The 21,374-nt window shown below is 29.4% G+C and carries 29 protein-coding genes; 22 read left to right on the top strand and 7 right to left on the bottom strand.

Translation table 11 applies throughout. The annotated features are described in order from the left end of the window. Positions 1 to 61: 61 nt before the first annotated feature. Positions 62 to 193 carry a hypothetical protein gene (locus ACTNAO_RS11345; protein ID WP_441028357.1) on the top strand — a complete coding sequence of 44 codons (132 nt, stop codon included), beginning with the start codon at positions 62 to 64 and terminating at the stop codon, positions 191 to 193. Positions 194 to 209: 16 nt separating this feature from the next. Beyond that, positions 210 to 869: an FAD-dependent thymidylate synthase gene (thyX, locus tag ACTNAO_RS11340; protein WP_441046175.1), complete on the top strand. Its 660-nt coding sequence runs from the start codon at positions 210 to 212 to the stop codon at positions 867 to 869. A gap of 82 nt (positions 870 to 951) precedes the next feature. Here the strand turns inward: thyX and ACTNAO_RS11335 are convergent, their stop codons facing one another. The 7 genes from ACTNAO_RS11335 to ACTNAO_RS11305 all read right to left on the bottom strand — a co-directional run bounded on the left by ACTNAO_RS11335 (position 952) and on the right by ACTNAO_RS11305 (position 3,083). Then, entirely contained in the window at positions 952 to 1,203 is a 252-nt protein-coding gene (locus ACTNAO_RS11335) for a hypothetical protein (RefSeq protein ID WP_441046176.1), read from the bottom strand. A gap of 27 nt (positions 1,204 to 1,230) precedes the next feature. Further along, positions 1,231 to 1,401 (bottom strand): AbrB/MazE/SpoVT family DNA-binding domain-containing protein, encoded by a 171-nt coding sequence (locus ACTNAO_RS11330; RefSeq protein ID WP_441046178.1) that lies wholly within the window; start codon positions 1,399 to 1,401, stop codon positions 1,231 to 1,233. A gap of 33 nt (positions 1,402 to 1,434) precedes the next feature. Next, on the bottom strand, positions 1,435 to 1,905 hold the full coding sequence (locus ACTNAO_RS11325; RefSeq protein ID WP_441046179.1) for a hypothetical protein: 471 nt from the start codon (positions 1,903 to 1,905) through the stop codon (positions 1,435 to 1,437). A gap of 110 nt (positions 1,906 to 2,015) precedes the next feature. Then, the gene (locus ACTNAO_RS11320) at positions 2,016 to 2,177 is read right to left on the bottom strand and encodes a hypothetical protein (RefSeq protein WP_441046181.1); all 162 of its coding nucleotides are present in this window, start codon (positions 2,175 to 2,177) and stop codon (positions 2,016 to 2,018) included. Between the two features lie 60 nt (positions 2,178 to 2,237). Then, positions 2,238 to 2,408, bottom strand: a complete 171-nt coding sequence (locus tag ACTNAO_RS11315) for a hypothetical protein (RefSeq protein WP_441046183.1) — start codon at positions 2,406 to 2,408, stop codon at positions 2,238 to 2,240. Positions 2,409 to 2,455: 47 nt separating this feature from the next. Further along, entirely contained in the window at positions 2,456 to 2,728 is a 273-nt protein-coding gene (locus ACTNAO_RS11310) for a hypothetical protein (protein WP_441046185.1), read from the bottom strand. Positions 2,729 to 2,780: 52 nt separating this feature from the next. Beyond that, the gene (locus ACTNAO_RS11305; RefSeq protein ID WP_441046186.1) at positions 2,781 to 3,083 is read right to left on the bottom strand and encodes a hypothetical protein; all 303 of its coding nucleotides are present in this window, start codon (positions 3,081 to 3,083) and stop codon (positions 2,781 to 2,783) included. 156 nt (positions 3,084 to 3,239) lie between these two features. Between ACTNAO_RS11305 and ACTNAO_RS11300 the strand changes: the two genes are divergently transcribed. The 20 genes from ACTNAO_RS11300 to ACTNAO_RS11205 all read left to right on the top strand — a co-directional run. Continuing rightward, positions 3,240 to 3,446, top strand: a complete 207-nt coding sequence (locus ACTNAO_RS11300) for a helix-turn-helix domain-containing protein (RefSeq protein WP_441046188.1) — start codon at positions 3,240 to 3,242, stop codon at positions 3,444 to 3,446. Positions 3,447 to 3,462: 16 nt separating this feature from the next. Then, on the top strand, positions 3,463 to 4,092 hold the full coding sequence (locus tag ACTNAO_RS11295) for a helix-turn-helix domain-containing protein (protein WP_441046189.1): 630 nt from the start codon (positions 3,463 to 3,465) through the stop codon (positions 4,090 to 4,092). Between the two features lie 402 nt (positions 4,093 to 4,494). Then, on the top strand, positions 4,495 to 4,929 hold the full coding sequence (locus ACTNAO_RS11290; protein WP_441046191.1) for a xanthine dehydrogenase: 435 nt from the start codon (positions 4,495 to 4,497) through the stop codon (positions 4,927 to 4,929). Positions 4,930 to 5,186: 257 nt separating this feature from the next. Then, positions 5,187 to 5,582 carry a terminase small subunit gene (locus ACTNAO_RS11285; protein WP_441046193.1) on the top strand — a complete coding sequence of 132 codons (396 nt, stop codon included), beginning with the start codon at positions 5,187 to 5,189 and terminating at the stop codon, positions 5,580 to 5,582. A gap of 680 nt (positions 5,583 to 6,262) precedes the next feature. Next, positions 6,263 to 7,450 (top strand): PBSX family phage terminase large subunit, encoded by a 1,188-nt coding sequence (locus tag ACTNAO_RS11280; protein ID WP_441046194.1) that lies wholly within the window; start codon positions 6,263 to 6,265, stop codon positions 7,448 to 7,450. Between the two features lie 16 nt (positions 7,451 to 7,466). Continuing rightward, entirely contained in the window at positions 7,467 to 8,756 is a 1,290-nt protein-coding gene (locus ACTNAO_RS11275; RefSeq protein WP_441046196.1) for a phage portal protein, read from the top strand. Further along, on the top strand, positions 8,749 to 9,432 hold the full coding sequence (locus tag ACTNAO_RS11270; protein ID WP_441046198.1) for a minor capsid protein: 684 nt from the start codon (positions 8,749 to 8,751) through the stop codon (positions 9,430 to 9,432). Before ACTNAO_RS11275 ends, ACTNAO_RS11270 begins: the two co-directional genes overlap by 8 nt. Before the next feature lie 136 nt (positions 9,433 to 9,568). Next, complete coding sequence (locus ACTNAO_RS11265) at positions 9,569 to 10,204, top strand: capsid assembly scaffolding protein Gp46 family protein (RefSeq protein ID WP_441046200.1); 636 nt, start codon at positions 9,569 to 9,571, stop codon at positions 10,202 to 10,204. A gap of 18 nt (positions 10,205 to 10,222) precedes the next feature. Then, complete coding sequence (locus ACTNAO_RS11260) at positions 10,223 to 11,227, top strand: N4-gp56 family major capsid protein (RefSeq protein WP_441046202.1); 1,005 nt, start codon at positions 10,223 to 10,225, stop codon at positions 11,225 to 11,227. A gap of 27 nt (positions 11,228 to 11,254) precedes the next feature. Next, the gene (locus ACTNAO_RS11255; protein WP_441046204.1) at positions 11,255 to 11,536 is read left to right on the top strand and encodes a hypothetical protein; all 282 of its coding nucleotides are present in this window, start codon (positions 11,255 to 11,257) and stop codon (positions 11,534 to 11,536) included. A gap of 11 nt (positions 11,537 to 11,547) precedes the next feature. After that, positions 11,548 to 11,964: a DUF6751 family protein gene (locus ACTNAO_RS11250; RefSeq protein WP_441046206.1), complete on the top strand. Its 417-nt coding sequence runs from the start codon at positions 11,548 to 11,550 to the stop codon at positions 11,962 to 11,964. After that, positions 11,964 to 12,311, top strand: coding sequence for a minor capsid protein (locus tag ACTNAO_RS11245; protein WP_441046208.1), 348 nt, complete (start codon positions 11,964 to 11,966; stop codon positions 12,309 to 12,311). The genes ACTNAO_RS11250 and ACTNAO_RS11245 overlap by 1 nt, the downstream gene beginning before the upstream one ends. Further along, complete coding sequence (locus ACTNAO_RS11240) at positions 12,308 to 12,733, top strand: chloramphenicol resistance protein (RefSeq protein ID WP_441046209.1); 426 nt, start codon at positions 12,308 to 12,310, stop codon at positions 12,731 to 12,733. Before ACTNAO_RS11245 ends, ACTNAO_RS11240 begins: the two co-directional genes overlap by 4 nt. Before the next feature lie 52 nt (positions 12,734 to 12,785). Continuing rightward, a complete protein-coding gene (locus ACTNAO_RS11235; protein WP_441046211.1) occupies positions 12,786 to 13,445 on the top strand; it encodes a hypothetical protein in 660 nt (219 codons plus the stop codon). Positions 13,446 to 13,471: 26 nt separating this feature from the next. Further along, a complete protein-coding gene (locus tag ACTNAO_RS11230; RefSeq protein ID WP_441046213.1) occupies positions 13,472 to 13,816 on the top strand; it encodes a DUF6673 family protein in 345 nt (114 codons plus the stop codon). Next, a complete protein-coding gene (locus tag ACTNAO_RS11225; RefSeq protein ID WP_441046215.1) occupies positions 13,816 to 14,430 on the top strand; it encodes a bacteriophage Gp15 family protein in 615 nt (204 codons plus the stop codon). The genes ACTNAO_RS11230 and ACTNAO_RS11225 overlap by 1 nt, the downstream gene beginning before the upstream one ends. Positions 14,431 to 14,462: 32 nt before the next feature. After that, positions 14,463 to 14,927 carry a hypothetical protein gene (locus ACTNAO_RS11220; RefSeq protein ID WP_441046217.1) on the top strand — a complete coding sequence of 155 codons (465 nt, stop codon included), beginning with the start codon at positions 14,463 to 14,465 and terminating at the stop codon, positions 14,925 to 14,927. A gap of 71 nt (positions 14,928 to 14,998) precedes the next feature. After that, a complete protein-coding gene (locus ACTNAO_RS11215; protein WP_441046219.1) occupies positions 14,999 to 18,328 on the top strand; it encodes a phage tail tape measure protein in 3,330 nt (1,109 codons plus the stop codon). 6 nt (positions 18,329 to 18,334) lie between these two features. Further along, on the top strand, positions 18,335 to 19,021 hold the full coding sequence (locus tag ACTNAO_RS11210) for a hypothetical protein (RefSeq protein WP_441046220.1): 687 nt from the start codon (positions 18,335 to 18,337) through the stop codon (positions 19,019 to 19,021). 12 nt (positions 19,022 to 19,033) lie between these two features. Continuing rightward, positions 19,034 to 21,374: phage tail spike protein (locus tag ACTNAO_RS11205; protein ID WP_441048073.1), on the top strand; the 2,341-nt coding region annotated here is incomplete at its 3' end.

Raw genomic sequence — 21,374 nt, 5'->3', positions numbered from 1 at the left:
TACAACCAACCAAACTACTTCGTGGAAATATGCAAAGTTATATAAAGAGGAGGAAGAATAAATGAAAACTATTAATATAATAATTGAAAATTTCATAAATAAAGCTGAAAAAGAGGGAGTAATTGATGATGAAGTAGCAGAAGAATTAAAATCTTATGCTAACTGGTTAGAAGAAAAATCAGAATTACAGTAGTTGGGAGGCAAAATAAATGAAAATAATAAATCCAAGTGTTCAATTAGAAGATGAAATAGATGGACAAAAAATCCTAAAGAAAATAGAAAGAATAGGAAGAGTTTGCTATAAAAGTGAAGGGAATATAACAGAAGATTCAGCAGAAAGATTTGTTAAATCTATTATAGCTAGAGGACATGAATCAGTCTTAGAACATGTTAATATTTCCGTTAGAGTTATATGTGATAGAGGAGTAACACATGAAATTGTAAGACACAGAATAGCAAGTTATAGCCAGGAAAGTACAAGATATTGTAACTACTCTAATGATAAGTTCGGAAATGAGCTTACTTTTATAAGACCAATATTTAGTGATAAATGTGATGCTGGTATGATGGATACTTTTGAAGTAGCTTGCGAAGAAATAGAGAAGAAATATTTTGCCATGGTGAAGTGTGGAGCAACTCCACAAGAAGCTAGAAGTATTCTTCCTAATTCAATTAAAACAGAAATTGTAATGACAATGAACCTAAGGGAGTGGAGACATTTCTTTTTATTAAGGTGTGATAAAGCTGCACATCCTCAAACAAGAGAAATAGCTAATATGATATTAAAAGAATTCAAAGAAAAGATACCAGTAATTTTTGATGATATAAATGAAGGTCTTATGGGTGGAACGGATGAAAAAACAAAATAAATATATTAAAGACTAAGGTAAATCCTTAGCCTTTTTTTATAGAAAAGACTAGCAAGTGATTATCCACCTACTAGCCTTATTTTTATTCTTCACAACTATAGTCATTGTCGATTCTTTCCTGTATTTCTTCAACAATATCTTTTATAGATTCGTCAGTTATATCAAATTCTTCTTCATTAAAATATGAAGCACTTTCTTTAATGCTGTCTTTTATCATGTTTCTGTAGTGGTCTAATGTGCCTTTAAAGTCACATCCTGCATTATTTTCTCTTATTTCTAATTCGTTAAAATTTAATTTGTTCATAATGTTATCAATTAAATCTTTTAATTTCATAATTAATCACTCCTAATATTTTTTATACTATTTTACCTGGTTCAATTTTTCTAAAATTATTTTATTATCTTCATAAGTTATATTTATATTGTTATCTTCTTTTGTTATTTTCATTATTTCTAAAAATTCTTTCGGGATAGTGACTCTGCCACTAACAGAACCACTCCCACTTTTATTAAACGTAACTTTACTTTTCATTTGTATAAAATCACTCCTTTACGTTGATACTTATTAAAATGCCCATTTGGGAACATTTAAACCATTTTTGATTATTTTTGCAATTAAATTTTTCTTTCTTGGTCTATTCCCAACTTTTAATCCTTGTTTAGATGCCCACACTAATAATCTTTCATATTTTACTATTGCTAATTCTCTTTTTTCATCTTCAATTATTTCATCTAATAAATCAAATCCAGTACAAAAACAAGATTTAGGTACCCATTTTTTCATAACACCATATTTACTATTAAATTTAACTAAACAAGCTTTTTGGGTTTCTTTTTCAATAGATTTTTCAGAACAGTCAGCTATGAATTGTTCATCACTTGTAAAGTTCTTAGATATAAACCAAGTCTTTATTTCATTAGATTTTATTTTAGCAGCTCTCCAAGCTTCTTTTAGACATTCGCTAAATAAATATCCTTTATTCATTTTCATTAATTCCCAAGCTTTTTTCATAACCATTTTTAAATCGTATTTCATAACTAACATCCCCTTTCCTTATCTACAATTATATTATAACGTACTTTTGAAAGTACGTCAATACTTTTTGTTAAAGTTTTTTAAAAATATAAAAAAATAAGACTAGAAAATTAATCTAGCCTTAATGCTTTATTTAGTTCCAACAAGGCTTGTTTGTGTATTTTAAAATCCAGCATATTGTTGTTGGCTTTATCTATCTCAATTATGTACTTAAGAGCCTTTATCTGTCTTTTAATTAATTCTTTATCTCGTGGGATTTCTACCTTTAGCATATCAAATCACACCACCTATAATAGTTTGTGTTTTAGTATTACCATATTGGAATGTAAATCCTATAATAGTTTGTACATTTTTCTGCCAATTTTAACTTTATCTACGTGATCTTTTGGCTTTGTATAGATGTCATTACAATTTTTAAAATGTCTAACAATAGATGCATCAGATCCGCTAATCATATCAGGAATAACATTACCATTTGCATAATAAATTTTTACATTTTTCATAATAATCACACCTTTCAAAAATATGTTTGAGGGATTGCTCCCTAATTTTATAATGGTTTAGCAAATTCTATTGTATTGTTTTTGATTAATCCTCCATTATCTAGAATTTCTTTTAAAGCTTTTCTCCCTCCTCTTGGTGTGTAAGGAACATTAATTCCGTATTTGTCCTTACTAAAACTTACAAAGCCTAGTGTTGGATGATATAATCCTAATCCTCCAGTAGCAGTAAATTGTATTTTATTATTTCCAAAATTAAATCCCTTTACAGATTTAATTTTTAATTGGCTATTAATCTCTTTTGTTAATGTTTTATTTTTCATAATAAATCACGCTCCTAAAAATCATATTTATAAAGTAGGGGATTAACATCCCCTAAGCTACAACTCCATAACATTCATTTATATCTTTATTGATTTCTGATATTCCTCCATCTGCCTCTATATCATCCCAACTATAATCAAATTCATCTATTAACTTACCTTCTAAAGTCCACCATTCGCCTCTCTCATCTTCGTGTTTTTGATTGTAGTAAACTACTATTTTATAATGATTTACTCCTTTAAGTCCATCAACTTTAATTTCTTTTTCAGTTTTAACAAATTCAGCATTTTCTCCTTCAAGTAATGCATTGTAAAGTTTTGTTGGCAAGTAGTTTTTAATCTTTTTTAAATCCATTTTAATCACTCCTTAAATATTTTTATCTCTTAACTTGTTTTTATTATACAATATAAAAAATATAGTGTCAACACTATAATATATATTTTTAAAAACTTTATTATTTATTAATTATATGATATAATTATTGCATAATACAAAGGAGGTATTTTATATATGATAATAATAAAGATACAACATATTTTAGATAAAGACGAAAGAAATTTGAACTGGCTTTCAAATAAAACAGGTATTTCATATTCAACATTACACAAGTTAGCTAATAACAAAACTACATCTATATCTTTTAGCGTGTTAGATAAATTGTGTAATTTTTACAATTGTAAAATAGGTGACTTGATAGAATATAAAAAAGATAAATAAGAAAGAGGAAATTAATATGGAAAATTTAATTAATCAAGAAATAATTTTTGAGTTAAGCGACATTAATAAGACTTTAGTATGTAGAGATAATAAAGAAAATATATGGTTTATAAATAATAAAGTGTTTTATGTTTTAGGCCACCAAGAAAGCATAAATGGAAACATTAATTATAATGTTGACAAAACATTAGGAGAAAAAATAAAAAAATATAGGGAAAGCAAAGGCATTATACAATCTAATTTTGCCAATATGTTAGGAATAGAAAGATCGTTCTTGTGCAACTACGAAAAAGGTTCAAGAATCCCTGGAAATGAATTGTTAAATAAGCTATTAGATATATTGGATATAAAATTTAATTATATTGTAGATACATCTGTAATAGGGAAATTTGAAAATTGCAACGAACTTAATAAGGAAATAGCATTAAGATTAAAAACCTATAGGAAAGGATGGGAACTATCTGAAAAAAAATTAGCCAACAAAATAGGTATAACAGAAAAAACAATAACAGAATACGAGAATGGCTTTGTAATTCCATCACGCAAAACTTTATTGAAATATTCTGATGTTTTAAATATGCCTATAGGTGATTTGATTTATAGAGGCGGAAAATCCTGCACAAAGAAAATAATTTGTATAGATTAAAAATGTAACACAAAAACGTTACAAAAATGTAACATTTAAAATTGTAAATAATTGGGTAATGTAATATAAAGTAAATAATTAGCAATAAATGGTTATTTTGTTACACTTGTTACACTTTTGTTACACTTTTGTTACACATCGAAACCGTTGGTATGACTGGCTTTATATATATATATATATATATGTTACAATGTTACATAAATATATATATACATATAGGGAAAAATACGAATATTACCATATAATGTCATAAATACGGTATATTTATATAGTTATACATATATGTATTTCCAAAAGTGTAACAAAATGATTTTAGTGGCTTTAAAACGTTGCTATCACTAGCTTAGAGGGTGTTACACTTTTGTAACAGAGTGTTACAGACATAAAAAGGAGATGGAAAATTTGAAGGATGAATTTAAGCAAACAGAAAAAATGCTATATGATTATAAATATATAGATAGCAAGATCAATATTTTGCAATTTAAACTAGAAAAGCTGAGAGATGACATAACTGTATCTGGATTAGATTATTCTAAAGATAAAATATCTAGCACTAATAGTTTTAATTCTGTTGTAGAGAACGAAACTATTGCTAGAGATTCAGGAGAAATAAAAACAATAGAACAAGAAATAAAAGATCTTCAGTACCAAAAGAAACTAATAGATATGTCACTACCACTACTGGAAGAAGAAGAACAACAGCTTGTAAAATTAAGATATTTCAGCAAAGACAAAAGAACTTGGGTTAACATTGCAGCAGAAATGAATATGACATCTGATAATTGCATTAAGATTCGCAGAAGAATAATAGATAAGTTACAATCTTACTTGATATAGGCCATCTATTGACACTTTTTATTATTTAATATTTATTACTAATTTATTGCAAACGTACTGATTTCAACGCTTTATAGGTGTTATTATAGTATCATAGAAAATAAATCAAAGAGGGAATTAAAGCCCTCTTATTTTTATGCCCTTTATCACTCGATTTAAGACTATTTATTTTTATATGATAAATCTATCATTAAAATATTAAAATGACGTTAGAGAGGACGAGAGGGGTAATAAAATCAAAAAGAGAAGGTGAGAATATGAAGTATAGAGGCAGACCAGCTAAATATGAAAATCCTGAAGATATGCAAAAAATAATTGTTGAGTATTTTAATGAATGTGAAAAAGAAGGAAAGAAACCAACTGTTACTGGCTTGGGCTATGTGCTTGATATGAACAGAACAGACTTAATAAACTATGAGAAGTGTTTTGAATGCGATAGGTTGAAACAGTATCCTGATGCGGTGAGACGTGGCTTTGTTAACACGATAAAAGAGGCTAAGCGCTTCATAGAGAGTTGTTTAGAAGATAAGCTAGTAAATGGTACCACAACTCCAATTGGTCTTATATTCGCTCTTAAGAACAATTACGGCTGGGTTGATAAACAAGAAGTAGAGCAGACTAATAAAACTATCAATATTGATCTAGAAGATTAGTTAATGTGTCTATCAGACATGGACTTTTAAACGATCCAAGCAGCACTACACTAAGCAACGTTTAACAAACGGCGTGGTTGAGCCATTTAAATCAAAATGTATTTTAAAAAACTTAGCGTAAAATAAATATTATGTGCTAAGTTTATACCTCTGCTGCTTTGCTAGCCATACTGTAAACCCTTGCTATTACTAGCTTTATAGCTTGTTTGCCTATGTGTGACTGGGCGCAAGGATGGGGTACGTTCTATTTTTAGGGGTAAAACCGGGCCGTACCTCATACAAATATTTTTTCAAATAAAAAGGCCTTTACCACTACAAATTTATTTTAAGGCACTTCTCGTTCTATTTGAGTAGATATTTGTATTTGGGCGATGAATTAATCATTTGAATTAAAGAAACCCTTAAACGGCTTGTAGGTGGCAAATAAAGCAATTCGCATTAGCACTATCAAAAACCATTTTATGTAACCTCCTAATTAGATAGATAATCCTGATGGTGTTATGTAAGTCGAATAAAATCCCCCTTTTTCAAATTGGTTCCATTACCAGAGTTGCTTCTGGTAGTGGAATTTTTAATTTTAGTAAGGAGATGATGATGTTGGGATAAATATAAAGATTAGTAAAAAAATATTCAATGATGCATATCTGCCTTACTTGCAACAATATGGGAAGAGATTTGAAGTGTACTATGGAGGTGCAGGTAGCGGGAAATCTGTTTTTATTACTCAAAAATTATTGAAGAAATATTTAAGTTTTCCAAATCGTAAATGCTTAATTGTAAGAAGAATACAAGCAACTCAAAAAGATAGTTGTTTTGCACTTTTTAAAAGTGTGTTAGCAAATTGGAAAATTTATGAAATGTGTAAAATTAATAAAACAGATTTAACAATTGAACTACCTAATGGAAGTATATTTTTGTTTAAAGGGTTGGATGATCCTGAGCGTATTAAGTCAATTGCCAATATTGATGATATATGGGTGGAAGAATGTACTGAAATTGATGATTTTAGCTTTGACCAGCTATGTTTAAGACTTAGAAGTAAAAAACCATACAATCAGATATTTTGTAGTTTTAACCCAGTATCAAAAAGTAATTGGGTATTTAAAAGATGGTTCAATCAAAATGACAGTTCTGTTAGAACCGATTTAGCTAATACAATGGTTTTGAAAACCACCTATAAAGATAACAAATTTCTACCTAAAGACTATATTGATAACTTATTAGAAATGGGGAAAACAAATCCTGTTTATTATAGGATTTATGCGCTAGGGGAATTTGCCACTTTGGATAAACTAGTTTATACGAACTGGGAAGAATTAACCTTTGACTACATGGAGGTTTTAAAGGAAAAGAAATACAGAAAAGCTATATTTGGAACTGACTTTGGGTATACAAATGACCCAACAACATTAGTATGTAGCGTTATTGATGATGTTGATAAAATTATTTGGATATACAAGGAACATTTTGAAAGAGGCATGACAAATGAGGACATTTATAACATGTATGTTGAAAACAGAGTTGCAGGCGAGAGAATTGTTTGTGATAGTTCTGAACCAAAGTCAATTGAGGAATTAAAAAGGCTTGGATGTAAGAGAATTGTAGGTGCTTTAAAAGGAAGAGACAGTATTGTTAATGGAATACAACTAATACAACAATATAAGGTATATGTTCATCCAGGTTGTAAAAATATAATAGAGGAATTTAAGAATTATACATGGATTAAAGATAAACAAAGTAATGAATACATAAACAAACCTATCGACAAGTATAACCATGGTCTTGATGGGTTTAGATATTCCGTGATGGATCATATAGGCTCACAAGGTGTAAAAATCAAACTGCTTGATAGGAAATTACTCTTTTAAAGAAGGTGAAAAAAGTTTGAAGTTTAATAAAGAAATTGCATCAAAAATGAAAATGGAATACAACGCTCGGAAAGGTAAAGCTACAGAACTTTTTAATTATTATATTGGAAGATCTAAGTCTGTAAGAGAATATCCCAAAACTGACAGGAGCAACAGAATTGTTTCTGACAATTTTATTAAATGTTTTACTGATGAAGAAGTAAGTTTTATGGTTGGTTTACCAGTTAATTATGTTGATAAAACCAACAGAGAAAGTCTTGCATATATTGAAAATGTACTTAACGGTGTCAGTGCAACAATTGATGTTGAACTTGCAACTAATATGTTAATCTATTCAACCGCATATGAGTTTTATTATAAAAACAATGATGAATTTAACATAAAGGTTTTAAGTCCAATGGAGGGGTACGGATATTTGGATAGCAATGGCAACGTACAACTTTTCATGTATTTCTTTAAAAAAGAGTTAGACAACAATGATTATATACTTTTTGTTGACGATGAATATATTTACGAAATGGATTCTGATTTTAATATATTAAAAAATAGAAATGGTGAAGAACTAAAAAAACCTCATTATTTTAATTTTTGTCCTGTGGGTGTCGCAAAGTTACCTAATGGAATTTATGATACATTAGGGTATAATCTTGGTTCTCTCCAAGATGCTTACAATTATGTTAACAGTGATTGGGGAAACGAAATTGGAGATACAAGATTAGCTTACTTAGCTCTTTATGGCTTGAGTTTAGACGATGAAGATGCAGCTAAAATGAAAGAAAAAGGCATACTACAGATACCAGATGCAAAAGGTAAAGCAGAATGGTTGATTAAAAACATAGATCCAAACTTTGTGAAGGAATATAGAGATGCAATAAAGGAAGATATATACAGAGTTGCGCAACATATAGATAATCAAGAAAATGTACAATCGAATACCAGTGGTAGTATGTTGAGTACTAGATTAAACTGTTTAAGATTAAAAATCATGACACAAAATTCAGCTTTGAAAAATTGTATTAAAATGCGATTAAGATGTTTGTTTAGATTTTTAGATGTTGAGAAAAACAAAAGTTTTAATTATAAAGATGTTGAAATTAGACCTCAAATCAATCTACCTAAAAACGATGTTGAAACTGCTCAGATAATTAGCCAATTACCTGAAGGTATATTAAGTAAGCAAACTGCAAGATCATTATTTAGTTTTATGTATAATCCTTCTAGGGAACAACAATTAATTGATGAAGAAATGAAAAAAGAAATGGATAACGAAATTTTAGATATCCATGCCAAGGAACAAGATGGATGATTTTTCTTTAGAGGAATTAGAAGAATTATACAGTAATGTTGATGGCTTGGAGTTGGATAATGAATTGCAAGAAGAATTGATTAATAAAATTGCAATAATTATAGTTACCTACCTGGTGGTTCAAGAATACATGAAAATGACCAACAAGGAAAAAGTAAATGCTAAAACTGACATTAAGATAACAATCGAAACTAGCTTAAATAAATCCTTGGAGGATAGAAAAAATACAATTAATAATGTTTTGAAAAACTTAAATTGGAGTAACTCTAAAGAATTAACAAAAGTTATTAATGAAAAGATTGATAACAAGACTTGGTTAGATAGGCTTATTAAAAACAAATCGGATACTGGCAAAAAATTAATGAAAACAGTAAAAGATTTTCTTAATGGTGATATTTCAATTAATGATATTAAAGACAAACTAACCAAGATTATCAAATATGATTGGTATAAAGACAAGAGATTGTTTGAAAATGAAATTGCAAGAGTTACAAACGCTCTGAAAATAAATAGTTACAAAAGAATGGGAATTAAAAAAGTAAGAAGATGTGCAGTTTTAGATGCTAGAACATGTGATGTTTGTGCAAGTGAAGATGGAACTGTTTATTTTATTAACGAGGCACCTAATTTGCCTGAACATATTAGATGTAGGTGCTATTGGGAAAAGGTAGATTGATAAAGAATAGTCAATTAAGTCTTAGGAAACTAAGGCTTATTTTTATGTCCTAAGTAAGACATAATAAACTGCTTGTTTTTTATACAAAAAATAATTGTTCTAGTACCAGGTGGTGTTAGAGTAAGGAGGATTAATTATGGCAATAGAAAATGTAAGTGAAATTACAGAGTATATTAATAAAAATCAAGGAAGCGAAGAAGTAAAAGGCTTAATTAAGTCTTTTCAAGAGCCTTTAACACGTGATGCAGTAGAGAACTGGTGCAAAGATGGAGAAGGTAGAAGTTGGAGAGACAGTATTTGTGATATTTATTCACAAAAAGCAGTTGAAACTGCAAGAACTAATGCATTAGAAAAATTCAAAAAAGAAGAACTACCAAAATTACAAGAAGAATACTACAAGTCTAAGATAGGCGAGGGAATGACAGAAGAACAGAAAAAAATAAAAGAACTTGAAGATAAATTAACTTCAATGGAAGAAAAAGAGGCTCAAAACAAACTCATAGAAACAAATAGAAGTAAATTGAAAGAAGTACAATTATCAGAGGATTTAGCGAAATATGTAAAAACTGATGATGATATTGAATTCTTTAAAAATTTAATTGCTAATAGTAATGCTAGTGCCATTAAAGCAAAATTAGGTGATAGCAACTACGAACCGCCAACACCATCTGCTGGTGGTATCACAAAAGAGCAATTCGATAAAATGACTTATAAAGAAAGGGTTGATTTGTATAATAGTGACAAAGCTACATATGATCAACTTTCTAATTAATAAAAAGGAGTGATATAAATGTCAAATTTAACAACAAAATTAGCGGATTTAATAAATCCGGAAGTAATGGCAGATATGATTTCTGCAAAAATTCCAAAAAAAATTGTGGTAGCACCATTTGCAAAGGTTGATACTACTCTTGTAGGACAACCTGGAGATACAATCACAGTTCCACAATATGCATATATTGGTGATGCAGTAGATGTTGCTGAAGGTGTTGCTGCTGAAACTGTAAAACTTACTGCAAGTACTACACAAGTAACTGTTAAGAAAGCTATGAAAGCAGTTGAATTAACAGATGAAGCAGTATTAAGTGGTTATGGTAATCCAATAGGTGAAACAAATAACCAAATTGCCAAATCTATAGCATCTAAAGTGGATAATGATTGCATGGATGCATTGTATAATGCTCAATTATTTTATGATGGTTCATCATCACAAATTGCATATGATGGAATTGTTGATGCTATTGATGTATTCGACGAAGAAGTTAATACAGAAAAGGTAATGTTCATAAACCCTAAGCAAGTTACAAAATTAAGAAAAGATAGTAACTTTATTTCTGCTGATAAATATGGAGTAGGTACAAATGTTATAATGACTGGCGAAATTGGTAGAATTGCCAACACAAGAATTGTCCCATCAAAGAAAGTTAAAGAATTTTCAGAATGGTATTCTCCAATTGATGGTGGTGATGGTAATGCTTTAACCATAGTTGCTTCAGGAGCTACAACAAAACAAGTCAATTTAGCTGATGTTACTCCTTCTTTACCAAACGCAAAAGTTGGAGATACAGTTAAAAAGTCAACTACCGCAGTATATTTTAACCCAATTGTTAAATTACAAAATGATAGCGAAACAGAAGAAGATGCTCCAGCATTAACTATTTATCTTAAGAGAGATACAAATGTTGAAACTGATAGAGTATCTTTAAGCAGAAAAACTGATATTTCAGCAGACAAGCATTATGTGGCAGCTTTAAGTAACACTTCAAAAGTAGTATTGGCTAAACTTAAAAAGTAGTCAATACTTTTACAAAGGAGGGGTAGTATGGAACATACAGATGAAGATAAAGCAATAGCAGCAATAAGAAATTATCTTAATGTAGGGAATAAAGCTAAATGGACTGATGATTACATTAAAGAAAATTTTGCTATAGCAATAGATTCTTTAATTAATCAATCAAATAGTATTAATGCAGTTTTGACTCAAGGGATAGTCGAAAAAGAAGAAGGAAATAGTAGAGTTGCATTTGATACTTCATTTAAGCCTTGGACCATAACTGACAATATTAAATCTTTACTGCCTCCACCTTTTTTGGGTGTTTATTAGGTGGTGATAGTATGATATTATTCCCTAATACTGATATAACTTTATATAATAAATATTATGATATTGATAATGATTGTTATATGTATCAAAAAACACTAATAAAAAATGTTGATTGGCAAGGCAAAAAGGCTGCAAGGGTATCAAACAACATTTCTAGTGCTACCGGAACAGTTCCTGATGATAGTTACATTATATTTATAGATAAATTAGATAATTATATTTCACCAAAAGCTTTTTTAAATCTAGAAAAAGAAGAAAGAAGTAAATATTTCACTTTTGCTACTGGAGATAAGATAGTTAAAGGAAATATTGATTTTGAATATTCAACTAAAAATACATTAAAAAAACTAGGAGAAGATTATGACGATGTAGTTACTATTATGGGAGTTACATTATGGAGTGATCATATGGAGGTGGAATGTGAATAATGTTGATAAAGGTAAAATTAAATCCAGTAGGTCAGATTTTAACTAAAAGACATTTAGATAGCACTGGTCAAAAATATTTTTCGCAAAAATGTGCAGAATACATGAATCCATATGTTCCATTTCTTACTGGTAATTTAAAAGATGTGGAAGTTGAAATTGCACAAGATAAAGTTACATATAAGGCACCTTATGCAGCTAAGCAATTCTATTCAAATGCAGGTATGGGTAGAGATGGTACATCATATGGTGGTCTTAGAGGTAAGCAATGGTGTGAAAGAATGAAAACTGATAGAATGAGTGATTTGACAAAAGAAATTGCAAATTATGTAGGAGGTAAATCCAAATGATTATTGATGGATTAAGGACATATATAAGAAAGTGTCCAGCATTAAGAAAATATAATAAAGCTGTAAAAGTTAATGTTGATTATCTGGAGGATAAACCTACAACTTATTCAATTGAAGAAGTGCCATCTGATGTTGTGATACAGAAATATGTTGATGGCAGTAGCAAAAGGCAATATGTTTTTGTATTTGCCAGTAGAGAAAGCTATTCAGAAGATGTTATAGATAACATTAATAATAGCGGTTTTTATGAAGATTTTGCAGAATGGTTAGAAGAACAAACCAATAATGATAATTTACCTTTTATTGGTGATGATAAAGAAGTTTTAAAAATAGAGGCTATGACTAATGGTTATGCTTTTAAAACTGACGTAGACACCGCTAGGTATCAAATACAATGTAGAATGATTTATATGAAAAAGTAATGAACTCCAGGAGTTCTTTTTTTATTATTCAAAATTAAAGGAGTGATAGTAAATGTCAATTAGAAAAAGAAAAATTGAAGCTGATTATTTAAAAATAAATAAGGCGTTTGTATTTTTAGGAACTGGTTGGACAGGGTTAGATGAGAAACCTAATGCTCAAACAAAAGAAAAAAGATATGTAAATGAAAGTTCAAGTACTCAAACTATTACAGGATATAAATGGCAAAATGATTTTACTGGCGATCAAATTCAAAGTGATGAAGCTATAGAATATATAGCATCTATCGGAAAAGAATTAAAGAGTGGAGCTGAAGCCGAAACTGAATATTGCAAAGTTGATTTAGATAAGCCAGCATCAACAGATAGCAAATCTTTTTATGCCAGAAAATTCAAAGTAGCTATTCAAGTGGATGAATTTCCTGATAATGATGGTGAATTAGGAATTAGTGGTTCTTTCTTAGGTATTGGTGATCCTATAATTGGAACATTTAATGTTGAAACAAAAGCTTTTACTGAAGGTTTTACAGGTAAGACACTAGAATTTACCTATAATGCTACTGGGGATGTAACTGAAATAAGTAATAGTAAAATAACATTTGATAAGTCTGAAAACAAATTTAAAGGAATACCAACAGATGTTACAAGCTTTACATTTAAAGATGGTGAAACTTTAAAAACTGCAACATTGGCTGAAACTTGGAATGTTGCATAAATAACAACTAATTAGGAGGTATTGTTATGAAATTAAATGGAGTTGAAATTCCAGACATTGATGTAATGGACATGGATATCAGAGAAAAGATAGAAAATGAAAAAGAAAAAATAGCTAACAAAATGAACAATATGAGTAATTTTAAAGGAACTGCTATTGAAAAAGCTAAAGCCATATGTGATGATGTTAGTGATTTTGTATCAGAAATATACGGGGAAGATGTATCACAAAATATTTTTAAAGGCAAACAAAACTTTAGAGTTGCACTAGAAGTTTTTGAGGCAATAAACGATGAAATTGATAGACAAGATAAAGAATTTAATGTCTATGTTGATAAAGTAATCAGTAGACATAAAAATGGTAAAAAATAATGTCAATCTTAATTGATAAATTGCCTCAAAAAGTTGTTATTGATAATACAGAATATGTTATAAATAGCGATTTTCGTACTTCTATTAAGTTTGAAAATACAATGTTAAAAAACGATATTGACGAAGTCAGTAAACTTATTGAAAGCTTGAAATTATATTATCCTGTAATTCCTGAAAACTTTATGGAGGGATTTAACAAAATAATATGGTTTTATAGTTGTGGCAACGAAAAAGAAAATAGCAAAAGCAATACCAATAATAGTAGTGGAAATAGCAAAACAAAAATATATGACTTAAACTATGATGCAGATTATATTTACAGTGCCTTTATGAGCCAATATAACATTGATTTACAAGATATAGAGTATTTGCATTGGTGGAAATTCAAAGCGTTATTTAAAGCTTTAAATGACAATAATAAGATAGTTAAAATAATGGAATATAGAAGTATAGATTTATCAAAAATAAAAGATAAAAGTCAGAAGGATTTTTATAAAAAAATGAAGAAAATATATGAAATTCCTATGCCAAAAGAAGATAAAGAAAAACTAGATGAAATTAATAACATTCTGTTAAATGGTGGTAATATTGGGGACATATCCAAAATTATATGATAATATTATCCTTAATAAGGGGATGATAATTAATGAAAAAGAGAATATTTTTAATGGTCGCTATATTAATTGCCATTTTAGGAACTGTTGGAATATATTATTATAACAATACAATTAGCATAAAAGTGCAATCAAGAAGTAAAAAAGATGTATTTTTTGATGTTAAATATTACGATTTAATAGTATCAGGTTTAGATTTAAAAATATATGCAGTTCCATTAATAAATAGTGATGATAAATATTCTGTTTATGGAACTTCTATGGATTTTAATGGATTTGATTTAAAAATAATATGTGATAAATACAGTGGTAATATAAAAGAAGTTGACATTGAAATAAATAATGAAGACAGCAAAGAAGGAGCAACTTATTTAGTATTCTATGAACAGATTAAAAGTAAAGTTGTTGAATATTTAGGTGCTGATAATTGTGAATTATTAGAGAATGTAGAAAACAACAAGAATAAATGTTTAATCACAAAAAAATTAGATAGCTAATATTTATTTAAAGTAAACACTTAGATTAATTTCTAGGTGTTTATTTTTTTATGCAAAAAGGTGGTGAGAATATGTCGGATGGAAAGATAGTGATTGATACCCAGCTTAACACAAAAGAACTTGAAAGTGGTATTTCAAGAATATCAAGTATTGCAAACAAAGGTTTTGGCGTATTAAAAAGTACAATAAAAGGAGTAACAACAGCTTTAGCTGGAGCAGCAGGATATTCATTAAAAGTTGGTAGCGATTTCGAAGCGCAGATGTCAACAGTACAAGCTATTAGTGGTGCTACAGGTAGCGACTTTGAAGTTTTAACTGAAAAAGCTAAAGAGATGGGTAGAACAACTAAATTTACCGCTACCGAGGCTGGAAAAGCTTTTGAATATATGGGTATGGCTGGATGGAAAACACAAGATATGCTTAATGGTATAGAAGGTGTAATGAATTTAGCCGCTGCAAGTGGTGAAGATCTAGCTAGAACTTCTGATATTGTTACAGATGCAATGACAGCATTAGGTATGAAAGCTGAAGAGTCAACTCATTTTGCTGATGTGCTGGCGGCAGCTGCAACTAACAGTAATACTAATGTAGGTATGATGGGTGATTCTTTTAAGTATGTAGCACCATTAGCTGGTGCTTTAGGATTTAGTTGTGAAGATTTATCTATAGCGCTAGGTACTATGGCCAATTCAGGTATTAAATCTAGCCAAGCTGGTACTGCATTAAGAGCAATCCTTACCAATATGTCAAAGCCTACTAAAGATATGCAAGGTGCCATGGATAAACTTGGAGTAAGTTTAACAGATGGTCAAGGGCATATGAAGTCACTAAGACAAATAATGATAGATTTAAGAAGTAGTTTTTCTAAACTTAGTGAAGAGGAGAAAGTATCAACTGCGGCTGCTTTAGCTGGTAAATATGGAATGTCAGGATTATTGGCAATAGTAAATGATAGCCAAGAGAATTTTGATAAACTTACAAATGCAATAGATAATTGCAACGGTGCGGCTCAAGAAATGGCAGAAACAAGACTTAATAATCTACAAGGTCAAATGACAATTTTAAAATCCGCAACTGAAAGTTTAGGTATAGAATTTTATGAAAGCATTAACAATCCTTTAACTGATGTAGTTAAAAATGGTATTGATATGGTTAATCAACTTACCAATGCATTTAAAGCTGATGGATTAGAGGGAATGGTTGTTAAATTAGGCGATATCTTAGGAGATGTTGCAGTACAATTTGCTAATTTCTTACCAACTTTTATTGATGTAGGTGTAGAGGTTGTTAATAATTTTATTGATGGATTAAGTGATAATTCTACAAAACTTGCAGATGCAGGGATAAAGATAGTTACTAGTGTTGTTAATGGTGGGAAAAAGATAATTCCTAAAGTGATAGATTTAGGTGCTAGTATAGTAAAATCATTATTAAAATCCATTACTGGTTATAGTTTTGATAGAGAAATTGATAAATTTGCGGATACTATAAAAAATACTTTATCTAATGCATTTAGATTTGCAACTAAGTTAATAAAACCTTTTTTAGAGGTTGTAGGAAAACTTTCAGAACATTTAGATATTCTAGGACCAGCTATCATTGGTGTTGTTGGGGCTTTTAAGGCTTATGAAGTTGCGGTAACTGCTGCTAAAACTGCTCAAGCATTGTTTAATGGTGTTTGCGATGCAAATCCATATATATTAGTAGCTGCTGCTATTGCGGGTGTAATTGCAATTGCAGAAAGTTACAAATTAACACAAGAAGATGAATATGAAGAACACAATAAATTAATTGATAAAGTCAATGAACATTGCGAGAGTTATAAAAAACTTGGAGAACAAGCAGAAGAAAGCATGAAAAAAGGTTTTTCAGATACTTCATATTTGGAAAGCTTGAAAAAAGAACTTGATAGCCTGATTGATGCTAACGGAAAAGTTAAGGATGGATATCAAGGAAGAGTAGATTTTATTTGTAAAGAGTTACATGATGCTACCGGAATTGAAATTAAGCAAGTAGATGGCGTAATTCAGAAGTACGATGAGTTATCTAAAAAAATTGACGAAACTATACAAAAAAAGAAAGCAGATATTATTTTAGAGGCGTTAAAACCTCAATATCAAGAGGCTTTAAAAAATAGAACTAGCAATTATTTAGATTTAGAAAAGCTAGAAAAGGATCTTAAAGAGTTAGAAGAAAAAAAAGAAAACATAGATAACATGTGGTCAAATGCATCTGATAGGGTAAAAGCAAGAAATGAAATAAACAAAAAAATCAATGAAACTAAAGATAGTATTGATTCATTACAAGAAACTATTGATGATTCTGAAAAAGACATTAAAAATTATGATGCATTAACAACTTTATATGCACAAGGTTCATACCAAACCATGTATCAAATGTATAGCAATCTTGCTACTGGCATTAAAAACGGTTCCCAAATGACTTTAGATGAAGCTAGGGAAACATTATCATTATTAAGAAACGCGTATGCACAGGCAATTAATGATGGAAACAAGGAAACAGCTAGTCAAATCATAAGCCAATACAATCAAACAATGAGTGAACTTGACCCTAACATCAGGGAAACTTTATTAAATGAAGGGTTTAACTGGGGTAAGGTTTTGGGAGATTCCACTGCTGACGGAGTAAATGCTAGCGCCCCTAATGTTAATAATGCTACCGAGGCTACATTGGGAAACGCTGTAATTTGGGGTGCCAACGGTAATACAAAAAATGCAAATGTTGCTGGTAGTAATTTAGGTGTGGGTATAGTTAATGGTTTTGTGTCAGCAACATCTGTTTTATCAGAAACAATGGAAAATTCAATTAAAAATTCAGCAACTAATGCCGCTAACAACAGCCAAGAAAAAATGCAAGAAATAGGTGAAAACTTAGCTTTAGGTGTTGCTACTGGTATGGCAAAAGGTACAGCAACAGTAGGGCAAGCTGGTGCTGCAATTATAAATAGAGCAATTCAATCAGGTCAACAAGCTGGAGATATTCATTCACCTTCAAGGAAAACTAGAGATTTAATAGGTAAAAATCTAGGTTTAGGTATTGCAGAGGGAATTGGAGATGAAGAACAAACTGTTAAAAATACAATGAGTAAGCTTATTAATAGCCTTACAAGTGATGATATAACAAAATTGTACAACGAACTTTCTAATACCATAGGGATTGAAAATGCAAGATTAACAACAGATATAACTATGTCAAATAATTTAAATACAATTAACAGTATCAATAACCAAGATATATGTAATAAACTTGATGAAGTTAATAAAGATATATGTTCTAGTGTTGGTAATATAAAAACTGATGTTAATTTAGATGGCAAAAAAGTTAGTAGAAGTATAAGTTCTTATATGAATACCGATTTAGTTTACAATTTCAGGAGGTGATTAATTTTGCAGATAAATAATAAAAATATAAAGATTTTTAAAGCTAAACTTTCTGAAAGAGTTATAGGTCCGGCAACGATAGATATTACTTCGTTGTGGGAAAATCAATTTTTAGAACCTATTTACTATACTGGAAAATATAAATTTAAACCTATAAAATTGGTACTTGATGTTGTATGTACCAACAATAATGAATTGGAACTGATGAAAAGTAATTTAATAAAGGAATTATGCCAATGCAATATAAAATTTGATGATATAGAGGATATTACTTATAATTGTATTCAGAATGGTGATGTTGAAATTGAAGATATAATGCCAGGAAATCAGATGCTAACTATAAATTTATATGGAATTGCGGAAGGCAATCAAGAAATCGAAAATTTATCTAGCATTACAAGTAAAACAATTAATGTAGGTGGTACTAGTAAAACTCCTTGTAAATTAACATTAAATTTAACTTCTGCAACAACAATTACAATTACTGGTTTATCAGAGAACAATATAACTCTTACAAATGTTAATGGAACTGTAATTATTGATGGATTCAAGTGCGTAATCTTAGAAAACAATGTAAATGCATTTGGTAAAAGTAATTTGAAAGATTTCCCTTCACTCAATTGTGGGGCCAATAACATAACGTTTAGTATTGCGGTTAATGGTAGCATAACTTATAAACCAAGATATATATAGGTGGTGGTTAATTTGAAATTAGCATTATATGACAACAATCACAATTTAATAGATATATTGGTTAGGTATAGTGAACTAAGTATAGAAAGTGTTTTATCTACTCCAGATAAGATACTTTCTTTTTGTTATCCTAAAAATTTAGCTGAAATAATTGATTATGAAGGATATATTCAAACCGATACAGATGAGTTTGTAGTAAAAAATAAAAGGGATAACGATGATAATGTATCTGTACAAGCTTATTTAAACATTGAAGGTTTAGAAGGTAATGTTTTTGAAACATTCAACAATGGAGCTATAACACTTCAAAATTGTTTAAGTTTAGCACTTGATGGTAGTGGTTGGAGCATAGGTAGTTGTCCTGAAACTGCAAAAAGGACCATGGAATTAATGGATGTTACTGATGCGTGGGAAATAATAAAAAAATGCATAACAACATATGGAGTTGAATTTAAACTAGATAGTCTTAATAAAATTGTTAATGCCTACACCAAATTAGGTACCGATAAAGGAATTTATTTTACTGATCAACTAAATTTAATAAAGTTAGATACAGAAGGTAATAGTGATGACTTTTATACAGGAATAAAGGCATTTGGTAAAGATATAAGTGTTACCCTTGAAAACCATCAATATAGTAATAAAAAGAAGTATTACATATGGAAAGATGAAAGATATACAGATTTATCAAGTCTTACAGAAGATGCAAAAGCTAAACTAGATGAAATGAGTAAACCTTCAATAACTTATAGGTGTACTGTGGCTGATTTAAGTAAGATAAATAGTTATTATAATTTTTTAAGTTATGAATTAGGAGATGCGGTAACATTAATTGATAATGTTGGTGGCAAAAAAATAAAAGCTAGAATTGTTAGAATGACAGAATATCCTAATAATCCTACTAATAACACTGTTGATATTGGAACTAATTTAATAACCCTTGAAAGATGGTTTGATAATAAATTTGCAAATTATGATTATAAATTAGATAACATGAATTATAATCTTAATCAGTTAGAGTCAAATATTACAAATGTAAATTTAAAGGTTGATAATTTAGATAACAGGGTTACAAATTTAGAAAAAGGTAGTGGAGGTGCTACATTAGACGAAAGTATTTATATTATAGATACTACTTTGTTAGATTCTACAGATAAAACTTTTGCACTAAAGAGCAAATATGGAACTACAATTATTACAGATTGGGGGGATGGAACTACTAATAATTCTCTTACTCATACTTATGCTCAAGAAGGTACCTATACGATTAAAACTAATTCACCTTATACACCTAATACATCATCCACATATGGGAATGTATGGAGAGCATGTCTTATTGAAATTGTTAAATTGAATGAAGTAATTGAAAATTGCACTTCAAGTTTTTATAATTTTAAAAATTTAAAGAAAGTAGGGGATATTTTAGGAGTTACTATTGCGAATAGTATGTTTAAACAATGTACAAGTCTTGTTTATCCTGCTAATTTGGGAGAAAAAATAAAAGACTGTAGGGATATGTATGCTGGGTGTACAAGTTTATTGGATACTGGATCATACAGAGAATCTATGGAACAGACAGATTTTATGTTTGATGGATGTAGTAAATTACAATATACAGGCTATATGTCTGATAGTATTACAAGTGCAGAGCGTATGTTCAGAGATTGTGTGCAATTGGTAAGAATAGATTATTTATCTAATAAGCTAGAAAATGCAGAGGGAATGTTTAAAGGGTGTACAGGATTAGTAGCAAAAGGTAAGAATATAGTTTTACCAGATAGTATTAAAAACGCATCTAATATGTTTTGTGATTGTAGCAGTCTTAATGCAAATATTTATTGGCCAAGTTCATTAGAAAATGCATCTGATATGTTTTATAATTGTACAAATATGGAGAATTTTAGAGATTTAATAAATTTAACTAATCTAACAAATATGGAAGGTATGTTTAGAAACTGTACTTCAGCTACATTTTCAAATGTAACAAAATGCCCTATAAATGTAACAAATTTAAAAGCAGCTTTCTATGGTTGTATTAAGTTACAATTACCTGCAGAATTTTTTAGCAATTTAGTCGCAACAGCAATAAATGCATCATGGTGTTTTCAAAATTGTAGCAATTTAAGTAACAGAATAGATATTCCAACTAATATTACAAAAGTTTACTTTATGTTTGCTTATTCTGGTGCACTTGAAACAACAAGAACTGTTTCAAATGAAATAGATTATGATTCTATGTATCCTTATTGTACTAATCTAACTACTATAAGTGATGCTATGTATGAATTAATGCAAGATACTACTTATATACATGGATTAAATTGTTTTGCTGGATGTATTAATATTGTTAATC

Origin of the sequence: Clostridium sp. HCP1S3_C6, assembly GCF_052066735.1 — a bacterium.
In the GTDB taxonomy this organism is placed as follows: domain Bacteria; phylum Bacillota; class Clostridia; order Clostridiales; family Clostridiaceae; genus Clostridium.
The sequence above is the reverse complement of the archived record's forward strand: the minus strand, read 5'-3'. Positions and strand labels throughout refer to the sequence as shown.